At 62.5% G+C, this 16,387-nt stretch carries 13 protein-coding genes and 1 pseudogene; all 14 read left to right on the top strand.

Annotated elements, in window-relative coordinates:
- The first annotated feature begins 372 nt into the window (after nucleotides 1-372).
- The 14 genes and pseudogenes from ACZ5KU_RS20880 (at nucleotide 373) to nuoF (ending at nucleotide 16,380) form a co-directional block, all read left to right on the top strand.
- Nucleotides 373-2,598, top strand: a complete 2,226-nt coding sequence (locus ACZ5KU_RS20880; RefSeq protein WP_054057237.1) for an NADP-dependent isocitrate dehydrogenase — start codon at nucleotides 373-375, stop codon at nucleotides 2,596-2,598.
- A 174-nt stretch (nucleotides 2,599-2,772) separates the two neighbouring features.
- Nucleotides 2,773-3,219 (top strand): NUDIX hydrolase, encoded by a 447-nt coding sequence (locus ACZ5KU_RS20885; RefSeq protein ID WP_464736173.1) that lies wholly within the window; start codon nucleotides 2,773-2,775, stop codon nucleotides 3,217-3,219.
- A gap of 60 nt (nucleotides 3,220-3,279) precedes the next feature.
- On the top strand, nucleotides 3,280-4,410 hold the full coding sequence (mnmA, locus tag ACZ5KU_RS20890; protein WP_464736174.1) for a tRNA 2-thiouridine(34) synthase MnmA: 1,131 nt from the start codon (nucleotides 3,280-3,282) through the stop codon (nucleotides 4,408-4,410).
- Nucleotides 4,407-5,030: a high frequency lysogenization protein HflD gene (hflD, locus tag ACZ5KU_RS20895; protein ID WP_017903645.1), complete on the top strand. Its 624-nt coding sequence runs from the start codon at nucleotides 4,407-4,409 to the stop codon at nucleotides 5,028-5,030. Before mnmA ends, hflD begins: the two co-directional genes overlap by 4 nt.
- Nucleotides 5,031-5,144: 114 nt before the next feature.
- Nucleotides 5,145-6,515 carry an adenylosuccinate lyase gene (purB, locus tag ACZ5KU_RS20900; RefSeq protein WP_054057234.1) on the top strand — a complete coding sequence of 457 codons (1,371 nt, stop codon included), beginning with the start codon at nucleotides 5,145-5,147 and terminating at the stop codon, nucleotides 6,513-6,515.
- Between the two features lie 84 nt (nucleotides 6,516-6,599).
- A complete protein-coding gene (locus ACZ5KU_RS20905; RefSeq protein ID WP_273823234.1) occupies nucleotides 6,600-7,766 on the top strand; it encodes a ribosomal protein uL16 3-hydroxylase in 1,167 nt (388 codons plus the stop codon).
- Complete coding sequence (locus ACZ5KU_RS20910; RefSeq protein ID WP_054057232.1) at nucleotides 7,759-8,184, top strand: GNAT family N-acetyltransferase; 426 nt, start codon at nucleotides 7,759-7,761, stop codon at nucleotides 8,182-8,184. The genes ACZ5KU_RS20905 and ACZ5KU_RS20910 overlap by 8 nt, the downstream gene beginning before the upstream one ends.
- A gap of 151 nt (nucleotides 8,185-8,335) precedes the next feature.
- Complete coding sequence (locus ACZ5KU_RS20915) at nucleotides 8,336-9,097, top strand: secretin N-terminal domain-containing protein (RefSeq protein ID WP_416769740.1); 762 nt, start codon at nucleotides 8,336-8,338, stop codon at nucleotides 9,095-9,097.
- 517 nt (nucleotides 9,098-9,614) lie between these two features.
- Nucleotides 9,615-10,940, top strand: coding sequence for an isocitrate lyase (gene aceA / locus ACZ5KU_RS20920; RefSeq protein ID WP_054057256.1), 1,326 nt, complete (start codon nucleotides 9,615-9,617; stop codon nucleotides 10,938-10,940).
- A gap of 633 nt (nucleotides 10,941-11,573) precedes the next feature.
- The gene (locus ACZ5KU_RS20925) at nucleotides 11,574-11,987 is read left to right on the top strand and encodes an NADH-quinone oxidoreductase subunit A (RefSeq protein WP_017903639.1); all 414 of its coding nucleotides are present in this window, start codon (nucleotides 11,574-11,576) and stop codon (nucleotides 11,985-11,987) included.
- 10 nt (nucleotides 11,988-11,997) lie between these two features.
- Nucleotides 11,998-12,673: pseudogene (locus tag ACZ5KU_RS20930) on the top strand (NuoB/complex I 20 kDa subunit family protein).
- Nucleotides 12,674-12,746: 73 nt separating this feature from the next.
- Complete coding sequence (gene nuoC, locus ACZ5KU_RS20935) at nucleotides 12,747-14,528, top strand: NADH-quinone oxidoreductase subunit C/D (protein WP_054057230.1); 1,782 nt, start codon at nucleotides 12,747-12,749, stop codon at nucleotides 14,526-14,528.
- A gap of 2 nt (nucleotides 14,529-14,530) precedes the next feature.
- Complete coding sequence (nuoE, locus tag ACZ5KU_RS20940; protein ID WP_054057229.1) at nucleotides 14,531-15,028, top strand: NADH-quinone oxidoreductase subunit NuoE; 498 nt, start codon at nucleotides 14,531-14,533, stop codon at nucleotides 15,026-15,028.
- The gene (gene nuoF, locus ACZ5KU_RS20945; protein ID WP_010444603.1) at nucleotides 15,025-16,380 is read left to right on the top strand and encodes an NADH-quinone oxidoreductase subunit NuoF; all 1,356 of its coding nucleotides are present in this window, start codon (nucleotides 15,025-15,027) and stop codon (nucleotides 16,378-16,380) included. The genes nuoE and nuoF overlap by 4 nt, the downstream gene beginning before the upstream one ends.
- Nucleotides 16,381-16,387: the final 7 nt, after the last annotated feature.

Consider the following 16,387-nt stretch of genomic DNA (forward strand, 5'->3'; position numbering starts at 1 on the left):
GGGAAAAGCGCCAATCTCCAGCACCAGACGCTCATCGGCGGGGCAACTGCGGGTGCGACCTTTAGACCAATGGACGAAAAGAGTTGGGCATGAACGCTCGGCGTTTTGCCAGCAACCTATGTATACTCGCGCCGCTGACCACAGGGTCACGATGGCCGACGCCTCTGTTACAGGAAATGTAGCCAGGAACTGCCGCCCAGAGCCGGGCTGTTACCGCAGCCCGACCGCTTGACGCTCGACTGATGCACCCAACATCACCGCGAAGAAACTTCGATTTTCGACTCATGGACGACTTTGAACGAACGCGCTTATCCGGCGCACCTCGAGTTAGTTTCTGCGCATGCTTTAGCAAAGAAGAGAGTTAATCCGAATATGCCCACCCGCTCGAAGATCATCTACACCTTTACCGACGAAGCTCCCGCCCTCGCCACCTATTCACTGTTGCCTATCGTAGAGGCCTTCACCGCTTCGGCTGATATCGCCGTGGAAACCCGCGACATCTCCCTGGCCGGACGCATTCTCGCCAGCTTCCCCGAGCAGCTGGGTGCCAAAGCAGTGCCGGACCACCTCGCCGAACTCGGCGAACTGGCCATCACCCCTGAAGCCAACATCATCAAGCTGCCGAACATCAGCGCCTCGGTACCGCAGCTGCAGGCCGCGATCAAGGAATTGCAGGCCCAGGGCTTCAACGTTCCGGACTACCCGGAAACCGTGACCAACGATGCCGAGAAAGACGCTCGCGCCCGTTACGACAAGGTCAAGGGCAGCGCCGTGAACCCGGTTCTGCGCGAAGGCAACTCCGACCGCCGCGCACCGCTGTCGGTCAAGAACTACGCCCGCAAGCACCCGCACAAGATGGGCGCCTGGGCTGCCGACTCCAAGTCCCACGTTGCCCACATGAACAGCGGTGACTTCTACGGCAGCGAGAAGGCTGCACTGATCGAAGCCGCAGGCAGCGTCAAGATCGAGCTGATCGCCCAGGACGGCAGCACCAGCGTCCTGAAAGAGAAGACCAGCGTCCAGGCCGGCGAGATCCTCGACTGCGCCGTGATGAGCAAGAACGCCCTGCGCAGCTTCATCGCCGCTGAAATCGAAGCCGCCAAGAACGAAGGCGTGCTGCTGTCGGTTCACCTGAAGGCGACCATGATGAAGGTCTCCGACCCGATCATGTTCGGCCAGATCGTGGCCGAGTACTACAAGGACGCCCTGGCCAAGAACGCCGAAGTCCTGGAGCAGATCGGCTTCAACCTGAACAACGGTATCGGCGACCTGTACGCCCGTATCAAGACCCTGCCAGCCGAGCAGCAGGCCCAGATCGAAGCGGACATCCAGGCGGTCTACGCCGTTCGCCCAGCCCTGGCCATGGTCAACTCCGACAAGGGCATCACCAACCTGCACGTGCCGAGCGACGTCATCGTCGACGCCTCGATGCCAGCCATGATCCGTGACTCCGGCAAGATGTGGGGCACCGACGGCCAGTTGCACGACACCAAGGCCGTGATCCCGGATCGCTGCTACGCCACCATCTACCAGGCGGTGATCGAGGACTGCAAGGCCAACGGCGCCTTCGACCCGACCACCATGGGCAGCGTGCCGAACGTCGGCCTGATGGCGAAGAAAGCCGAAGAATACGGCTCCCACGACAAGACCTTCCAGATCAAGGCCAACGGCGTGGTCCGCGTGACCGACAGCACCGGTCGCACCCTGCTGGAACAGAACGTCGAAGCCGGCGACATCTTCCGCATGTGCCAGACCAAGGACGCGCCGATCCAGGACTGGGTCAAACTGGCCGTCAACCGTGCCCGCGCCAGCAGCACCCCGGCGATCTTCTGGCTCGACCCGCTGCGTGCCCACGACGGCGTGGTGATCGAGAAGGTCCAGGCCTACCTGAAAGACCACGACACCACTGGCCTGGACATCCAGATCATGTCGCCGGTCGACGCGATGAAGGCCACCCTGGCCCGCACCCGCGCCGGCAAGGACACCATCTCGGTGACCGGCAACGTGCTGCGTGACTACCTGACCGACCTGTTCCCGATCATGGAGCTGGGCACCAGCGCCAAGATGCTGTCGATCGTCCCGCTGATGAATGGCGGCGGCCTGTTCGAAACCGGCGCCGGCGGTTCGGCGCCGAAGCACGTGCAGCAACTGCTGGAAGAAAACTTCCTGCGCTGGGACTCCTTGGGTGAGTTCCTGGCCCTGGCCGCTTCCCTGGAGCACCTGGGCGTGAACTACAACAACCCGAAAGCGCTGGTGCTGTCCAAGACCCTGGACCAGGCCACCGGCCAGTTCCTCGACAACAACAAGTCGCCATCGCGTAAAGTCGGCAACATCGACAACCGCGGCAGCCACTTCTACCTGGCGCTGTACTGGGCTCAGGCCCTGGCCGCCCAGACCGAGGACGCTGCCCTGCAGGCCCAGTTCGCGCCTCTGGCGAAAACCCTGAGCGAGAACGAGGCAAAAATCGTTGCCGAGCTCAACGCCGTACAGGGCAAGCCAGTCGACATCGGCGGTTACTACCACGCCAGCGCCGAGCTGATCAGCCAGGCCATGCGCCCGAGCGCCACCCTGAACGCGGCGATCGCGGCACTGGTGTAAGCTCTCCGGCAAGACCACAAGCCCCGGCCCCGTGCCGGGGTTTGTGTTTACCGCCCTGTAGGAGCGTGGCTTGCCCGCGAAGGCGGTCTCAAGGCCGCTAAAAGCTTCGCGGGCAAGCCACGCTCCTACAGGGGCCGCGCAGCCCTTATAGATAGGCGAGAAGGAACCGATCTTATGGAATGGCAACCCCACATCACCGTCGCCACCGTCATCGAGGACCAGGGCCGTTTCCTGTTCGTCGAAGAACGGCAGGACGGCCATGTCGTCTTCAATCAGCCGGCCGGCCACCTCGATCCGAACGAAAGCCTGATCGAAGCCGCCCTGCGCGAAACCCTGGAGGAAACCGGCTGGGACGTCGAGCTCAGCGGCGTGATCGGCCTCTATCTGTACACCGCGCCGAGCAACGGCGTGACCTACCAGCGCGTATGCTTCGCCGGCAAACCACTGCGCCAGCGGCCCGACTATCAGTTGGACCACGGCATCATCGGTCCGCGCTGGCTGACTCGCGACGAGTTGCTGGCCCTGCGCCCGCAGTGGCGCAGCGAGCTGATCATCCGTTGTGTCGACGATTATCTCGCCGGCCCATTGCACAGTCTCGAACTGATCCGCCCTTCCCTTTAGCCTTGAAGGCCAGGGCCTGTTAGAATCGCGTCCTTTTTCGAAGACACTCATTGAATCCCTATGCGTGATCCTACTGCCACCGCCCCAGAAAACCTGCGCGTCATCGTCGGCATGTCCGGCGGCGTGGACTCTTCCGTTTCCGCCGTACTGCTCATGGAGCAGGGTTACCAGGTGGAAGGCCTGTTCATGAAGAACTGGGAGGAGGACGACGGTACGGAGTACTGCACCGCCATGGACGATCTGGCGGACGCCCAGGCCGTGTGCGACAAGATCGGTATCAAGCTGCACACCGCCAACTTTGCCGCCGAATACTGGGACAACGTGTTCGAACATTTCCTGGCCGAGTACAAGGCCGGGCGTACGCCGAACCCGGACATCCTCTGCAACCGCGAAATCAAGTTCAAGGCGTTCCTCGACTACGCCCTGAGCCTGGGCGCCGACCTGATCGCCACCGGCCACTACGTGCGCCGCCGCGATATCGACGGCCGCACCGAGCTGCTCAAGGGCCTGGACCCGAACAAGGACCAGAGCTACTTCCTGCACGCCGTCGGCGGCGAACAGATCGCCAAGACCCTATTCCCGGTCGGCGAGCTGGAAAAACCGGCGGTGCGCGCCATCGCCGAAAAACACGGCCTGGCCACCGCGAAGAAAAAGGACTCCACCGGTATCTGCTTCATCGGCGAGCGGCGCTTCAGCGACTTCCTCAAGCAGTACCTGCCGGCCCAGCCCGGCGAGATCAAGACCACCGACGGTGAAGTGATCGGCCGCCACCACGGCCTGATGTACCACACCATCGGCCAGCGCCAGGGCCTGGGCATCGGCGGCCTGAAGGACGCAGGCGACGAGCCGTGGTACGTGCTGCGCAAGGACCTGGAACACAACGAACTGATCGTCGGCCAGGGCAACGAACACCCGTGGCTGTTCTCCGGCGCCCTGCTCGCCTCGGAAATCTACTGGGTCAACCCGATCGACCTGAGCAGCCCGCGCAAGCTGACGGCGAAAGTCCGCTATCGCCAGGGCGACCAGCATTGCACCCTGCAAAAGACTGCCGACGGCTATCGTGCGGTGTTCGACGAACCTCAGCGCGCGGTCACTCCCGGCCAGTCCGTGGTGTTCTACGATGGCGAAGTCTGCCTCGGCGGCGGCGTCATCGAAGTGGCCGAACCGTCGGCTGACGGAGCACGCCCATGAGCCCGATCCAGGAGCAGTTGACCGCCCTGGGCGGCGTGTTTCTCGCGGCGGTGCTGGTGGACCGGATCGCCAAGACCGGCCAGTCCAGCGAAGCCGGCGTCAGTTGCATGCTCGGCAGCCTGCTGATTCGCGACCCCAAGGACACCCTGGAGGTCTACGGCGGCGACGACATCAACCTGCGCGACGGCTATCGCGCCCTGATCGGCGCCCTCGAACGCGACCCGAGCGCCCTGCAACGCGAGCCGCTGCGCTACGCCCTGTCGATGCTCGGCCTGGAGCGCCAGCTGGCCAAGCGCGAGGACATGCTGGAAACCATCGGCAAGCGTCTGCCGCAGATCCAGTCCCAGGTCGAACACTTCGGCCCGGCCCACGAAAACGTGGTGGCGGCCTGCGGCGCACTGTACCAGGACACCCTCAGCACACTGCGCCAACGCATCCAGGTGCATGGCGACATGCGCAACCTGCAACAGCCGAGCAATGCCTCGAAAATCCGTGCCCTGCTGCTGGCCGGTATCCGTTCGGCCCGCCTCTGGCGCCAACTGGGCGGCCATCGCTGGCAGCTGGTGATCAGCCGCCGCAAGCTGCTCAAGGAACTCTATCCGTTGATGCGTAGCGCCTGAGGCCATCGACGGAGCTTAAAAGCGCGATACGCCGGTCAGTTCGCAACGGACCGGCGGATTTTTTCATGTATGATACGCGCCCCATTTCGTTGCCTGACTGTCCGAGAACACCCCATGCAGCTCTCTTCGCTCACTGCGGTTTCCCCTGTTGACGGCCGCTACGCCGGCAAAACCCAGGCCCTGCGCCCTATTTTCAGTGAGTACGGCCTGATCCGTGCCCGCGCCCTGGTGGAAGTCCGCTGGCTCCAGCGCCTGGCCGCCCACCCGGCCATCACCGAAGTCCCGGCGTTCTCCGCCGAAGCCAACGCCGTGCTCAACACCCTGGCCGAAAACTTCGCCCTGGAGCACGCCGAGCGCGTCAAAGAGATCGAGCGCACCACCAACCACGACGTCAAGGCCATCGAGTACCTGCTCAAGGAGCAGGCCGCCAAGCTGCCTGAACTGGCCGCCGTCAGCGAATTCATCCACTTCGCCTGCACCAGCGAGGACATCAACAACCTGTCCCACGCCCTGATGCTGCGCGAAGGCCGCGACGACGTGCTGCTGCCGCTGATGCGCCAGATCGCCGAAGCCATCCGTGAGCTGGCCCGCCGCTTCGCCGCCGTGCCGATGCTGTCGCGCACCCACGGCCAGCCCGCTTCGCCGACCACCCTGGGCAAGGAACTGGCGAACGTCGTCTACCGCCTGGAGCGCCAGATCGCCCAGGTGGCCGCCGTGCCACTGCTGGGCAAGATCAACGGCGCCGTGGGCAACTACAACGCCCACCTGTCGGCCTACCCACAAGTCGACTGGGAAGCCAACGCCCGCGCCTTCATCGAGGACGAACTGGGCCTGGTGTTCAACCCCTACACCACACAGATCGAACCGCACGACTACATCGCCGAGCTGTTCGACGCGATCGCCCGCTTCAACACCATCCTGATCGACTTCGACCGCGACATCTGGGGCTACATCTCCCTGGGTTACTTCAAGCAGAAGACCATCGCCGGCGAAATCGGCTCCTCGACCATGCCGCACAAGGTCAACCCGATCGACTTCGAAAACTCCGAAGGCAACCTGGGTATCGCCAACGCTCTGTTCCAGCACCTGGCCAGCAAGCTGCCGATCTCCCGCTGGCAGCGGGACCTGACCGACTCCACCGTACTGCGCAACCTCGGTGTCGGCTTTGCCCACAGCGTGATCGCCTACGAAGCCAGCCTCAAGGGCATCGGCAAGCTGGAGATCAACGAGCAGAAGATCGCCGCCGACCTGGACGCCTGCTGGGAAGTCCTGGCCGAGCCGATCCAGACCGTGATGCGTCGCTACAACATCGAAAACCCGTACGAAAAGCTGAAAGAACTGACCCGTGGCAAAGGCATCAGCCCTGAAGCCCTGCAGACTTTCATCGACGGCCTCGACATGCCTGCCGACGCCAAGGCCGAGCTGAAACAACTGACCCCGGCCAACTACATCGGCAACGCCGTGGCCCAGGCCCAGCGTATCTGATCGTACGGCACCCGCTCTGAACGCCCGGCTGAGCCGGGCGTTTTTATTCCAGTCTGAAAAATACGATTTTTCAATAGGTTACACATGAATCCTGATACTCCTCTGCAACTTCTGGGCGGGCTCACCGCCCGGGAATTCCTGCGCGACTACTGGCAAAAGAAACCGCTGCTGATCCGCCAGGCGATTCCCGACTTCGAAAGCCCGATCGACGCTGACGAACTGGCCGGCCTGGCCCTGGAAGAAGAAGTCGAATCGCGCGTGATCATCGAGCATGGCGAACGTCCGTGGGAACTGCGCCGCGGTCCGTTTTCCGAGGACGCCTTCAGCCAGTTGCCGGAACGTGAGTGGACCCTGCTGGTGCAGGCGGTCGACCAGTTCGTCCCGGAAGTCGCCGAGCTGCTGGAGCATTTCCGCTTCCTGCCGAGCTGGCGGATCGACGATGTGATGATCAGCTTCGCCGCCCCGGGTGGCAGCGTCGGCCCGCACTTCGACAACTACGACGTGTTCCTGCTGCAGGGCAAGGGCAAGCGCCACTGGAAGATCGGCCAGATGTGCGATTCCGAAAGCACCCTGCTGGAGCACGCCGACCTGCGCATCCTCGCCGACTTCGAGGAAACCGAGGGTTGGGTGCTGGAACCGGGCGACATGCTCTATCTGCCACCACGCCTGGCCCACTGCGGCGTCGCCGTGGACGACTGCATGACCTACTCGGTGGGTTTCCGCGCCCCAAGCGCCGCTGAAGTGCTGACCCACTTCACCGACTTCCTCAGCCAGTTCCTGCCGGACGAAGAGCGCTACACCGATGCCGACGCCCAGCCGGCGGTCGACCCGCACCAGATTCAGCACGACGCCCTCGACCGCCTCAAGAGCCTGCTGGCCGAGCACATGAGCGACGAGCGCCTGCTGCTGACCTGGTTCGGCCAGTTCATGACCGAGCCACGCTACCCGGAACTGGTGGTCGGCCCGGAACTGGAAGAAGAAGACCTGCTCGCCGGCCTGGAGCACGGTGCCATACTGATTCGTAACCCGAGTGCACGCCTGGCCTGGTCGGAAGTCGACGACGACCTGCTGCTGTTCGCCAGCGGCCAGAGCCGTTACCTGCCAGGCAAGCTGCGCGAGCTGCTGAAGATGATCTGTGCAGCCGAAGCCCTGCACATCGACAACCTCGGCCCATGGCTGGCGGACGAGGATGGACGCAGCCTGCTGTGCGAGCTGGTCAAACAAGGAAGCGTGGGATTTGCCGATGAATAGAATTCACGTACGTGTCGCGGACTGGCAAAAGGATAACGCCGAGATTCGGCGCATTCGTGAGTCGGTGTTCATTGCCGAACAAGCTGTACCCCCGGAGCTGGAGTGGGACGCGGAGGACGCCGCAGCGGTGCATTTCCTCGCCTACGAAGGCGACTTCCCGATCGGCACCGCCCGCCTGCTCCCAGACGGGCAGATCGGCCGCGTCTCGGTGCTGCGCGACTGGCGCGGCCTGAAGGTCGGCGACGCGCTGCTGCAGGCAGTGATCGGCGAAGCGGAGAAGCGTGGCCTCAAGCAGCAGATGCTCAGCGCCCAGGTGCAGGCCACGGCGTTCTACGAACGCCATGGCTTCAGCATCGTCAGCGAGGAGTTTCTCGAAGCCGGGATTCCCCACGTCGACATGGTTCGCGGCGCGGCCTGACGCCCTGCAGTTGCGGAACCGGTAAAAACGCCCCGTCATCGGGGCGTTTTGCTGTGCGCCATTCAATTTGCCGCCTGCCGCGCCGAGAAACTGTCAAACTCAATGCATCACACTCATGTGCATTGCCCAGTCAAACGCGGAGATAACGGACATGTCCCTACGCACCCTCTTCACCGGCCTGCTGCTGGCCTGCACCTTCAGCGCCCAGGCGGCCACCGAGCTGATCCCCCTGAACTACCGCACCAGCAGTGACCTGCTGCCGGTCGCACAGAACTTCCTCGGCCAGGACGGCAAGGTCAGCGCCTACCAGAACCAGCTGATCGTCAACGCCGAACCGCGCAAGATCGGCGAACTGCGCGAATTCATCGGGCAACTGGACAAACCGGCCCGGCGCCTGCTGATCAGCGTCGACACCAGCGAAAACAACGACCAGGGTACCCAGGGCTACTCGATCAACGGCCAGGGCCAGACCCGCATCATCAGCCGCAGCACCGACAGCCGCGACGGTGGCATCCAGCAGATCCAGGCCAGCGAAGGCACCCCGGCACTGATCCAGATCGGCCAGAGCGTGCCGCTGACCAGCAGCACCGGCCAACTCGACATCTACGGCCGCCCGCAAACCCAGACCCAGTATCGCAACGTCACCCAGGGGTTCTACGTCACCGCCAGCGTCACCGGAAACATCGTTCACCTGGCCATCAGTACCAATCGTGACCGGATGAGCCAGGAGCGTCAGGATGTAGTGAACGTACAAAGTACCGACACAACGGTCAGCGGACCGCTCGGCGAATGGATCACCCTGGCCGGCGTCAACGGCCAGAGCCAGGCCGACCGCAAGGCTCTAACCCGCAGCTACTCTACCTCGAACCGTAACGACATGACTTTGCGGGTGAAAGTCGACAGCCTGGACTGAAGCACCGAAAACTGACTGTCCAGTCGTATTAGACCAAAGATGTAGTGCTTTGAAAAAAGCACTACAAAACGTTTGACGCGCCCAAAAACCGAAGGCATGATGGCCTCGCTCCCGCTAATCAGGGGCCCTGGCAAGGGCCTTCGGATCGCCGCTCTAACTCACCCACCTGAGCCGATTCGTGTCTGTACCGCCCACAAGGCGCGTTTGACGAGATTGCGACTGGAACGAAGTTGTCCCGAGGGACGGAAGCGTAATCAGGTAGAACGGCAATACCCGCAAAGCCAGCATGAGGCCCACGACGCCCCGCTGCGCCCCAAGGATCGCCCTCGCCCGCTCGTCTCCCCCTTGAGCCCATCGTTCACCCGTCGCATTTCCCGCCAGACCCGACTCGACCGCCTGAGCTTCTGGTCGGCGCGCAGCCTCTGCTCAAGCCTTTTCAGGTGCGGGCACGCAGTGGAGCAAGGAACTTTCCACAAAAGATCGACTTTTGATAGAAGACGCGACGAGGTTTATGTCCATGGCACTGACACGCGAACAGCAAATTGCAGCCCTTGAAAAAGACTGGGCTGAAAACCCGCGCTGGAAAGGCGTGACTCGCACCTACACCGCCGCTGACGTGGTTCGTCTGCGTGGCTCGATCCAGCCTGAGCACACCCTGGCCCGCCTGGGTGCCGAGAAGCTCTGGAAGCTGGTCACCCAGGGTGCCAAGCCATCCTTCCGTCCGGATAAGGATTTCGTCAACTGCATGGGTGCCCTGACCGGCGGCCAGGCCGTGCAACAGGTCAAGGCCGGTATCCAGGCGATCTACCTGTCGGGCTGGCAAGTGGCTGCGGACAACAACTCCGCCGAATCCATGTACCCCGACCAGTCGCTGTACCCGGTCGACTCGGTACCGACCGTGGTCAAGCGCATCAACAACTCGTTCCGCCGTGCCGACCAGATCCAGTGGAAATCCGGCAAGAACCCGGGTGACGAAGGCTACATCGACTACTTCGCCCCGATCGTGGCCGACGCCGAAGCCGGTTTCGGCGGCGTACTGAACGCCTACGAGCTGATGAAGAGCATGATCGAGGCGGGCGCCGCCGGCGTGCACTTCGAAGACCAGCTGGCTTCGGTGAAAAAATGCGGCCACATGGGTGGCAAGGTGCTGGTACCGACCCAGGAAGCCGTACAGAAGCTGGTCGCTGCGCGCCTGGCAGCCGACGTCGCCGGCGTACCGACCATCATCCTGGCCCGTACCGACGCGAACGCCGCTGACCTGCTGACCTCCGACTGCGACCCTTACGACCAGCCGTTCGTCACCGGTACCCGCACCCAGGAAGGTTTCTACAAGGTCCGCGCCGGCCTCGACCAGGCCATCGCCCGCGGCCTGGCCTACGCACCGTATGCCGACCTGATCTGGTGCGAAACCGCCAAGCCGGACCTGGACGAAGCGCGCCGCTTCGCCGAAGCGATCAAGAAGGAATACCCGGACCAGATCCTGTCCTACAACTGCTCGCCTTCCTTCAACTGGAAGAAGAACCTGGACGACGCGACCATCGCCAAGTTCCAGCGCGAGCTGTCGGCCATGGGCTACAAGCACCAGTTCATCACCCTGGCCGGCATCCACAACATGTGGCACGGCATGTTCAACCTGGCGCACGACTACGCCCGCAACGACATGACCGCCTACGTGAAGCTGCAGGAGCAGGAATTCGCCGATGCCGCCAAGGGCTACACCTTCGTGGCGCACCAGCAGGAAGTCGGCACCGGCTACTTCGACGACATGACCACCGTGATCCAGGGCGGCACCTCCTCGGTGACCGCGCTGACCGGCTCGACCGAAGAAGAGCAGTTCCACTGAGTCGACCGAGCAAGCGGCCATTCCAGACCGTGTAAGACCTAACTGGAATGCCTGACAGACTGATGCCCCGACTGGTTCGGGGCATTTTTTTGCCTGGATCCTGCGCAGGGCCGGCGCCCCCCCCTTCGCGGGCAAGCCCGGCTCCTACAGAAGCAGGATCGGCGCACACAAGCCTGCAGGAGCAGGGCCTGCCCGCGAAGGGGCCGGCCTGACCGCCACAACGCCCAAACATTGACCTGGCGCAGCCTTCGATCACGACAAATCGATTAAAACGTCCCCCTTCCCGCAACTTTCAACTAGTCTCCCTATATGGCAACTAGAAACAGCCGCACTCACGAGAGCTGTTACAGTCAAAGACAAATAATATTGATTATCATTTAGAAATAGCTTTATTCGTTGCAGCCTGGATAAAACATAATTAACAAAAACCCGGCTAATGCCCGCAGTACAGGCCCTGCAGGCCCTCCAGAGGTCCCTATGTCCTTATTCCACTAAATAATTTCGCTATAGAAAATTTACTTGCCAGGTGTTTACCCATAAAATCACCCGGATTGATGGCGCTGCGACATATCGTCACTGCCTTGTTACTTTTTCAAGCTCAGAGAACCTTGCTCTCTGTTAAGGATTACCCGCATGACCGAAGCGACCGGACTCATGGCCCACAACTGGGGCTTTGCCATTTTCCTGCTCGGCGTCGTCGGCCTCTGTGCCTTCATGCTCGGTCTTTCCAGCCTCCTCGGGTCAAAAGCCTGGGGACGCAGCAAGAACGAACCGTTCGAATCCGGCATGCTGCCCACCGGCAGCGCCCGCCTGCGGCTCTCCGCCAAATTCTATCTGGTCGCGATGCTGTTCGTGATCTTCGATATCGAAGCCCTCTTTCTCTTTGCATGGTCTGTGTCGGTACGCGAAAGCGGCTGGACCGGATTCGTCGAAGCACTCGTTTTCATAGCAATTCTGTTGGCAGGTCTTGTTTACCTTTACCGAGTGGGGGCGCTGGATTGGGCTCCACAAGCTCGTCATAAGAGGCAAGCGAAGCTGAAACAATGAGGCTTTGGCAATGCAATACAATCTCACCAGAATCGACCCGGACGCTCCTAACGAGCAATATCCGATCGGCCAACGGGAAACCGTTGCCGATCCGTTAGAGGATCAAGTCCACAAGAAACATTTTCATGGGCAAGCTGGAAGACGTGCTGAGTGGCGCGGTCAACTGGGGGCGCAAGAACTCCCTGTGGCCGTACAACTTCGGTCTGTCCTGCTGCTACGTGGAGATGACCACCGCCTTCACGGCACCCCACGACATCGCACGCTTCGGCGCCGAAGTTATCCGGGCATCACCACGCCAGGCCGACTTCATGGTTGTGGCCGGCACCTGCTTCGTCAAGATGGCGCCGATCATCCAGCGCCTGTACGAACAGATGCTCGAACCGAAATGGGTGATTTCCATGGGTTCGTGTGCCAACTCCGGCGGCATGTACGACATCTACTCCGTCGTTCAGGGGGTGGACAAGTTCCTGCCCGTGGACGTCTACGTGCCAGGCTGCCCGCCCCGCCCCGAGGCTTTCCTGCAAGGCTTGATGCTCTTGCAAGAGTCGATTGGCCAGGAGCGTCGCCCACTTTCCTGGGTCGTCGGTGATCAAGGCATTTACCGTGCCGAGATGCCGTCGCAAAAGGAACAGCGCCGCGAACAGCGTATCCAGGTGACCAACCTGCGCAGCCCCGACGAAGTCTGATCCAGTTCTGCTTCTTCCAAAGAAACGTGTACCTGGCTTCATTCTTTACGTTGACCGATAGCGATAAAAAACCATGACTACAGGCAGTGCTCTGTACATCCCGCCTTACAAGGCTGACGACCAGGATGTGGTCGTCGAACTGAACAACCGTTTTGGCGCCGAGGCCTTCACCGCCCAGGCCACCCGCACCGGCATGCCGGTGCTGTGGGTGAGCCGCGCCCAACTCGTCGAAGTCCTGACCTTCCTGCGCAACCTGCCCAAGCCGTACGTCATGCTCTATGACCTGCACGGCGTGGACGAGCGTCTGCGCACCAAGCGCCAGGGCCTGCCGGCCGCCGATTTCAGCGTCTTCTATCATCTGCTCTCGATCGAGCGTAATAGTGACGTAATGATCAAGGTCGCCTTGTCCGAAAGCGACCTCAGCCTGCCCAGCGTCACCAGCATCTGGCCGAACGCCAACTGGAACGAACGCGAAGTCTGGGACATGTTCGGCATCGACTTCAAAGGCCACCCGCACCTGTCGCGCATCATGATGCCGCCGACCTGGGAAGGCCACCCGCTGCGCAAGGACTACCCTGCCCGCGCCACCGAGTTCGATCCCTACAGCCTGACCCTGGCCAAGCAACAACTGGAAGAGGAAGCCGCGCGCTTCAATCCGGAAGACTGGGGCATGAAGCGGTCCGGCCCGAACGAGGACTACATGTTCCTCAACCTCGGCCCGAACCACCCTTCGGCCCACGGTGCCTTCCGTATCGTCCTGCAACTGGACGGTGAAGAGATCGTCGACTGCGTACCGGACATCGGCTACCACCACCGTGGTGCCGAGAAGATGGCCGAGCGTCAGTCCTGGCACAGCTTCATCCCCTACACCGACCGTATCGACTACCTCGGCGGGGTGATGAACAACCTGCCGTACGTGCTCTCGGTGGAAAAACTGGCCGGCATCAAGGTGCCGGACCGGGTCGACACCATCCGCATCATGATGGCCGAGTTCTTCCGGATCACCAGCCACCTGCTGTTCCTGGGTACCTACATCCAGGACGTCGGTGCGATGACTCCGGTGTTCTTCACCTTCACCGACCGCCAGCGCGCCTACAAGGTGATCGAGGCCATCACCGGCTTCCGTCTGCACCCGGCCTGGTACCGCATCGGTGGCGTCGCCCACGACCTGCCTCGGGGCTGGGACAAGCTGGTCAAGGAGTTCGTCGAATGGCTGCCCAAGCGCCTGGACGAGTACACCAAGGCCGCCCTGCAGAACAGTATTCTCAAGGGTCGTACCATCGGCGTGGCCCAGTACAACACCAAGGAAGCCCTGGAGTGGGGCGTCACCGGTGCCGGCCTGCGTTCCACCGGTTGCGATTTCGACCTGCGCAAGGCGCGTCCGTACTCCGGCTACCAGAACTTCGACTTCGAAGTACCGCTGGCGGCCAACGGTGATGCCTACGACCGCTGCATGGTCCGCGTCGAGGAGATGCGCCAGAGCGTGCGGATCATCGACCAGTGCCTGCGCAACATGCCGGAAGGCCCGTACAAGGCGGATCACCCGCTGACCACGCCGCCGCCGAAAGAGCGCACGCTGCAGCACATCGAAACCCTGATCACGCACTTCCTGCAGGTTTCGTGGGGCCCGGTCATGCCGGCCAACGAATCCTTCCAGATGATCGAGGCGACCAAGGGCATCAACAGTTATTACCTGACGAGCGATGGCGGCACCATGAGCTACCGCACCCGGATTCGTACGCCAAGCTATCCGCACCTGCAGCAGATCCCATCGGTGATCCGCGGCAGCATGGTCGCGGACCTGATCGCGTACCTGGGTAGTATCGACTTCGTTATGGCCGACGTGGACCGCTAAGCATGAACAGCACGCTCATCCAGACAGACCGTTTCGCCCTCAGCGAAACCGAGCGCTCGGCCATCGAGCACGAGATGCATCACTACGAGGACCCGCGCGCGGCGTCCATCGAAGCCCTGAAGATCGTCCAGAAGGAACGTGGCTGGGTGCCTGACGGCGCGGTCTACGCCATCGGCGAGATCCTCGGCATTCCGGCCAGCGACGTCGAAGGTGTCGCGACCTTCTACAGCCAGATCTTCCGCCAGCCGGTCGGTCGCCACGTCATTCGCGTCTGCGACAGCATGGTCTGCTATATCGGCGGCCACGAGTCGGTGGTCAGCGAAATCCAGAACAAGCTGGGCATCGGCCTCGGCCAGACCACCGCCGACGGCCGCTTCACCCTGCTGCCGGTGTGCTGCCTGGGCAACTGCGACAAGGCCCCGGCCCTGATGATCGACGACGACACCTTCGGCGACGTGACCGCCGCCGGCGTCGACAAACTGCTGGAGGGCTACGTATGACCCTGACTTCCTTCGGCCCTGCCAACCGCATCGCGCGCACGGCAGAAACCCACCCGCTGACCTGGCGCCTGCGTGACGATGCCGAGCCGGTATGGCTCGACGAGTACCAGGCCAAGAACGGCTACGCCGCCGCGCGCAAGGCCTTCGCCGACATGGCCGCCGACGATATCGTCCAGACCGTGAAGGATTCCGGCCTCAAGGGCCGCGGCGGTGCGGGCTTCCCCACCGGGGTCAAGTGGGGCCTGATGCCCAAAGACGAATCCATGAACATCCGCTACCTGCTGTGCAACGCGGATGAAATGGAGCCCAACACCTGGAAGGACCGCATGCTGATGGAGCAACTGCCCCATCAACTGATCGAAGGCATGCTGATCAGCGCCCGCGCGCTGAAGACCTACCGTGGCTACATCTTCCTGCGCGGCGAGTACGTCACCGCCGCCCGGCACCTCAACCGTGCCGTGGAAGAAGCCAAGGCTGCGGGCCTGCTGGGCAAGAACATCCTCGGCAGCGGCTTCGACTTCGAGCTGTTCGTCCACACCGGTGCCGGGCGCTACATCTGCGGTGAAGAAACCGCACTGATCAACTCCCTCGAAGGCCGCCGTGCCAACCCGCGCTCCAAGCCGCCCTTCCCTGCCGCCGTTGGCGTCTGGGGCAAGCCGACCTGCGTGAACAACGTCGAGACGCTGTGCAACGTGCCGGCGATCATCGGCAACGGCGTCGACTGGTACAAGTCCCTCGCCCGCGAAGGCAGCGAGGACCACGGCACCAAGCTGATGGGCTTCTCCGGCAAGGTGAAGAACCCGGGCCTGTGGGAATTGCCGTTCGGCGTGACCGCCCGCGAGCTGTTCGAAGACTACGCCGGCGGCATGCGCGACGGCTTCAAGCTCAAGTGCTGGCAGCCTGGCGGCGCCGGTACCGGCTTCCTGCTGCCCGAGCATCTGGATGCCCAGATGTACGCCGGCGGCATCGCCAAGGTCGGCACCCGGATGGGTACCGGCCTGGCCATGGCGGTCGACGACAGCATCAACATGGTTTCGCTGCTGCGCAACATGGAAGAGTTCTTCGCCCGTGAGTCGTGCGGTTTCTGTACCCCTTGCCGCGATGGCCTGCCGTGGAGCGTCAAGCTGCTGCGCGCCCTGGAGAAAGGCCAGGGCCAGGCCGGCGACATCGAGACCCTGCTGGGTCTGGTCGGCTTCCTCGGCCCGGGCAAGACCTTCTGTGCCCACGCACCGGGCGCCGTGGAGCCATTGGGCAGCGCAATCAAGTATTTCCGTCCGGAGTTCGAGGCCGGCATCGCCCCCGCTGGGGCTGCCGTCCCGCCTTTGGCACGGCCGATCGTAGTCGGCGCATAACACGTAT

This window comes from Pseudomonas sp. Tof1 (assembly GCF_055390395.1).

Bases quoted from the DNA above. Each gene is read 5' to 3' on its own strand.
- ACZ5KU_RS20880 (WP_054057237.1), top strand. From the start codon at position 373: ATGCCCACCCGCTCGAAGATCATCTACACCTTTACCGACGAAGCTCCC.
- ACZ5KU_RS20885 (WP_464736173.1), top strand. From the start codon at position 2,773: ATGGAATGGCAACCCCACATCACCGTCGCCACCGTCATCGAGGACCAG.
- mnmA (WP_464736174.1), top strand. From the start codon at position 3,280: ATGCGTGATCCTACTGCCACCGCCCCAGAAAACCTGCGCGTCATCGTC.
- hflD (WP_017903645.1), top strand. From the start codon at position 4,407: ATGAGCCCGATCCAGGAGCAGTTGACCGCCCTGGGCGGCGTGTTTCTC.
- purB (WP_054057234.1), top strand. From the start codon at position 5,145: ATGCAGCTCTCTTCGCTCACTGCGGTTTCCCCTGTTGACGGCCGCTAC.
- ACZ5KU_RS20905 (WP_273823234.1), top strand. From the start codon at position 6,600: ATGAATCCTGATACTCCTCTGCAACTTCTGGGCGGGCTCACCGCCCGG.
- ACZ5KU_RS20910 (WP_054057232.1), top strand. From the start codon at position 7,759: ATGAATAGAATTCACGTACGTGTCGCGGACTGGCAAAAGGATAACGCC.
- ACZ5KU_RS20915 (WP_416769740.1), top strand. From the start codon at position 8,336: ATGTCCCTACGCACCCTCTTCACCGGCCTGCTGCTGGCCTGCACCTTC.
- aceA (WP_054057256.1), top strand. From the start codon at position 9,615: ATGGCACTGACACGCGAACAGCAAATTGCAGCCCTTGAAAAAGACTGG.
- ACZ5KU_RS20925 (WP_017903639.1), top strand. From the start codon at position 11,574: ATGACCGAAGCGACCGGACTCATGGCCCACAACTGGGGCTTTGCCATT.
- nuoC (WP_054057230.1), top strand. From the start codon at position 12,747: ATGACTACAGGCAGTGCTCTGTACATCCCGCCTTACAAGGCTGACGAC.
- nuoE (WP_054057229.1), top strand. From the start codon at position 14,531: ATGAACAGCACGCTCATCCAGACAGACCGTTTCGCCCTCAGCGAAACC.
- nuoF (WP_010444603.1), top strand. From the start codon at position 15,025: ATGACCCTGACTTCCTTCGGCCCTGCCAACCGCATCGCGCGCACGGCA.